This window comes from Isoptericola croceus, assembly GCF_029382255.1.
GTDB lineage: Bacteria > Actinomycetota > Actinomycetes > Actinomycetales > Cellulomonadaceae > Isoptericola > Isoptericola croceus.
The window spans coordinates 1-255 of record NZ_JARLLG010000504.1 but is presented as its reverse complement, the minus strand read 5'-3'; the positions used below and the strand labels follow the sequence as shown (position 1 = coordinate 255).

The 255-nt window shown below is 71.0% G+C and carries 1 protein-coding gene; it reads left to right on the top strand.

Annotation, left to right across the window (positions count from 1 at the left end; all coding sequences use genetic code 11):
- Positions 1 to 255 (top strand): hypothetical protein (locus PZC42_RS23500; protein ID WP_277214328.1); only part of this gene is annotated, 255 nt, incomplete at both ends.

Here is a 255-nt window from a genome sequence, read left to right as displayed (position 1 = left end):
CGAGCAGGAGAAGCTCCAGCGGGCGCAGAGGGCTCTCACGCAGGGCTCGTTTGAGCGGTTCGCCAGCGTGCGTCCGAAGCAGTCGCAGGCGGCCGACCAGCCGTCCGTGGCCAGCCAGCTGACGGCCCCCGAGCTGCCCCTGCGGCTGCAACAGCGCTCCAACAAGCCGGCGGAGTCCAACCCTCCTCCCAACGACTTTGATCGCGCCCTTGCCGGCAACGGGGACGGGGCCACCACGCCGCAGCAGCAGGGCAA